Here is a 3,388-nt window from a genome sequence, read left to right on the forward strand (position 1 = left end):
GCTGGATCACGGCCGCGAGGTAGGCGCCCTGCGAAACGGTCAGCTTGCTGACGTCCTTGCTGAAGTACGCCTGCGCGGCGGCCTGGATGCCGTGGCCGGAGGTGCGGCGGCCAGGTGACATAAAGCACACTGCGGACATCCGGCATCGGTGGTTTAAGGGAGTCGGCCGGGTGGGTAGACCCGCAGGACCCACTTCACACGGCCGGGGAAGATCTGTGCTCTCCCCAGGCTGGACGTGGCACGACTGCTCCTTCGCCCCTCGAGAAAGAAGGTGAGATGGGCGAGTTCACCACCACGATCGAAAATCGGCTCGACCAGGCCTACAAGGGTCTCCAGGAGGCTCGCACGAGTGGCGACGACTTCCTCGCCGACACTCTTTGCGCGGAGATAGAGGATCTACGCCGGATCGCCGTCGACAACGGTGTCTCCATCCAGCACTGCTGATCCTCCTCGAACGACATAGGGGCCTGCCCGTCCACCGGGTAGGCCCCTCGTCATGTCCGCCCCGGGGCGCCGGGGTCGCGCCATGGGCCGCAGGAGGCCCTAGGCGTCACGCTCCGGGTCCAGAGGCGCCAGGAGGTCCTGGAGTTCCTCGAACAGACCCGGCGCCGCGCACACCGTCATGGCGGGGTTGTACGGCCGGCCGCGCAGCCCGCCGATCATCGCCCCCGCCTCCACGGCGATCAGGCCGCCCGCGGCGAAGTCCCAGTACTGCGGGCCCCGCTCGTAGTAGCCGTCCACCCGCCCGGCCGCGACCGAGCACAGGTCGGACGCGCAGGACCCGCCCCTGCGGATGTCGCGCACCCTCGGCAGCACGTGGGTGAGCACCTCCGCCTGCACGGCCCGCCGTCCGGGCTGGTAGCCGAAGCCGGTGGCGACCAGGGCCTGGGACAGGGGCACCGCCGCGTTGCAGCGCAGCGGCAGGGCGGGGAGGCCCTCCCGGAGGAGCTCCGCGCCGCCGCCCTTGCCCGCGGCGAACAGCTCGCCACGGGGCACCACGTTGACCACCCCCGCGACCACCTCGCCGTCGACCTCCACGGCGATGCTCACCGCCCAGTCGGGCAGGCCGTACATGAAGTTGACGGTCCCGTCGATGGGGTCGACGATCCAGCGGACGCGCCCCTCTCCGGTCACCTCGCCTCCGGTCTCGCCGCCCTCCTCGCCGAGGATCGCGTCGCCGGGCCTCGCGGCCCTGATCCGGTCCCTGATCAGCTCCTCGGAGGCCCGGTCCAGCGCGGTGACCACGTCGGTCATGCTGGACTTGGTCTCCACCGCCTCCGGGCGTGCCGGGCGCTTGGCGGTCAGCATGTCCCCCGCCTCGCGGGCGATGGCGACCGCCAGGTCCAGGAAGTCGGTCATGCGAGCGACTCCGGGCGCTTCCACTCCTCGCCGAGCACGTGCTGGGCCAGGAACGCCAGCACCGTCTCGTACCAGGCGATCACGTTGCCCGGCTTGAGGATCCAGTGGTTCTCGTCCGGGAAGTACAGGAACTTCGACTCGACGGACGATCTGCGCAGGTCCCACCAGAGCCGCAGGGCCTCGCCGATCGGCACGCGGTAGTCCTTGTCGCCGTGGATGACGAGCATCGGCGTGCTGATCTCGCCGAGCGAGTGGTGGGGCGACAGCCGCCGATAGCGCTCGGACCCGGGCTCTCCGAACTCGCGCTGCCAGTACAGCGAGAAGTCGGTGGTCCCGGCGAACTGGTCGAGGTTCCACAGGGACGCGTGCGTGACCACCGCCCGGAACCGGTCGGTGTGCCCGGCGACCCAGTTGGCCATGTAACCGCCGAACGAGCCGCCCATGACGCCGGTGCGCTCGGCGTCGATGTCGGGCCGGGCGACGCACGCGTCGGTGATCGCCATCAGGTCGGCGTGGGTGCGCGGGCCCCAGTCGCCCCAGCCGCGCTGGATCATCTCCTGCCCGTAGCCGGTGGACAGGCACGGGTCCGGCATCAGGACGGCGTAGCCGTGCTCGGCCATGATCCAGGGGTTCCACCGCCACGACCAGTCGTTCCAGCTCGCCAGCGGCCCGCCGTGGATCCACAGCAGCAGCGGGGCGGGACTGCCCGCCGAGGCGCCGGGGGGAAGGACGAGCCAGCCCCTGACCTCCACGCCGTCGTCGGCGACGGCGGACACCTCGGTGAACGTGCCGGGGATCTCGACCGCGGGCACCGGTGAGGACAGCTCGGTGACCTCGCCGCCTTCCAGGGCGATCCGCACCGGGGCGGCGGGGCCCGCCACGGAGCTGCGCAGCGCGTACAGGTAGCGGCCGTCGGGCGAGGGGCACGGTTCGAGGAACGCCTCGTCGCCCGGCGTCAGCCGTACCTGGTCGCCCGTGAGGCCGACCTGGAAGATCGGGCGGCGGCCCCGGTCGTCGGCCACGACGTACACCGACCGCGAGTCGGGCGCCCACACGGTCGCCGACGGGGCGAGGCCGGTGGTGAGCGCGGACCCCTCTCCGGTGGCGAGGTCGGCGATCCACAGCGAGAACTCGACGGCCCGTTCCTCGGTGGCGTGCCGCTCACGCCGGCAGGCGACCTTGCTCCCGTCCGGGGAGATCTCCACCGGGCCCGAGAAGTCGTGACCGGCGGCGGTGGCGACGACGCGCCGCTCCCCCGTCGCGACGTCGATCGCCACCAGGTCCGTACGCGACAGCCCCCCGGGCAGCGACACCTTCCAGGTGGTGACGACCGCCGAGCCGTCGGGGGTGACCGCGAACTCCGCCTCGGTCAACGCCCCTTCGGGCTCGGGGGTCAGGTCGCGGGGCTCGGCGAGTCCGGGGAGCGCGGCGGCGAACAGCCGCGTCCGGCCGGGACCGAGATCGTGGTCCCAGTAGCGGACCGGATAGCCCTCGTGGAGGATCGCGCTGGTCCCGGTCTCCTTCCTCGCCTTGCGCCGGTCCGCCTCGGTGGTCTCGTCGCCGGGGAGCACGTCGGCGCCGAAGACCACCGTGCCGCCGCCCACGTCGAACCCGCCGATGCCTCCGGGTCTGCCGGCCAGCCTGCGGGCCTCACCGCCCCCGGCCGGGAGCGCCCACAGCGCGGGGACCTCGTCCTCGGGCTGGTCCTTCACCGTCGGGTCGGGGCGCCGCGACACGAACAGCAGGTCGCCGTCCGGGGCGAAACGCGCTCCGGTCTCCCCCTTGGCCGAGCGGGTCAGGCGGCGCGGCTCGCCTCCGGGCTCGGTGGGCACCTCCCAGATCGAGGTGCCGTACGACTTCCCGTCGGGGTTGAGCGACTGGACGACGGAGACCAATCGGGACCCGTCCGGAGAGAGCAGCAACGACAACAGGCGCGCCGCCGAGCTCCACGCCGGGCACCGAGTCGAACATGCCCATCTCGCGCGCCCAGCCGACCGCGTGGCCTCGCGCGCCGTCGATGTGCGGGCTG

At 72.4% G+C, this 3,388-nt stretch carries 4 protein-coding genes; 1 reads left to right on the forward strand and 3 read right to left on the reverse strand.

Annotated features, from left to right (window positions below; translation table 11 throughout):
- Positions 1 to 139, reverse strand: a 139-nt coding sequence (locus tag AB0B89_RS35520) for a transglycosylase domain-containing protein (RefSeq protein ID WP_358561904.1), incomplete at its 3' end; no start/stop codon positions are given.
- 137 nt (positions 140 to 276) lie between these two features.
- On the opposite strand from AB0B89_RS35520, the gene AB0B89_RS35525 reads away from it, so the two are divergent.
- Positions 277 to 444 (forward strand): hypothetical protein, encoded by a 168-nt coding sequence (locus tag AB0B89_RS35525; RefSeq protein ID WP_358561898.1) that lies wholly within the window; start codon positions 277 to 279, stop codon positions 442 to 444.
- Between the two features lie 99 nt (positions 445 to 543).
- Here AB0B89_RS35525 and AB0B89_RS35530 read toward each other — a convergent pair whose 3' ends face one another.
- Entirely contained in the window at positions 544 to 1,359 is an 816-nt protein-coding gene (locus AB0B89_RS35530) for an inositol monophosphatase family protein (protein ID WP_358561901.1), read from the reverse strand.
- A complete protein-coding gene (locus tag AB0B89_RS35535) occupies positions 1,356 to 3,287 on the reverse strand; it encodes a S9 family peptidase (protein ID WP_358561906.1) in 1,932 nt (643 codons plus the stop codon). The genes AB0B89_RS35530 and AB0B89_RS35535 overlap by 4 nt, the downstream gene beginning before the upstream one ends.
- Positions 3,288 to 3,388: the final 101 nt, after the last annotated feature.

The organism is Sphaerisporangium sp. NPDC049002 (assembly GCF_040649355.1).
Classification (GTDB): Bacteria; Actinomycetota; Actinomycetes; order Streptosporangiales; family Streptosporangiaceae; genus Sphaerisporangium.

Coding starts and splice junctions, on each gene's coding strand:
- AB0B89_RS35530 (WP_358561901.1), bottom strand. CDS start 1,359: ATGACCGACTTCCTGGACCTGGCGGTCGCCATCGCCCGCGAGGCGGGG.
- AB0B89_RS35525 (WP_358561898.1), top strand. CDS start 277: ATGGGCGAGTTCACCACCACGATCGAAAATCGGCTCGACCAGGCCTAC.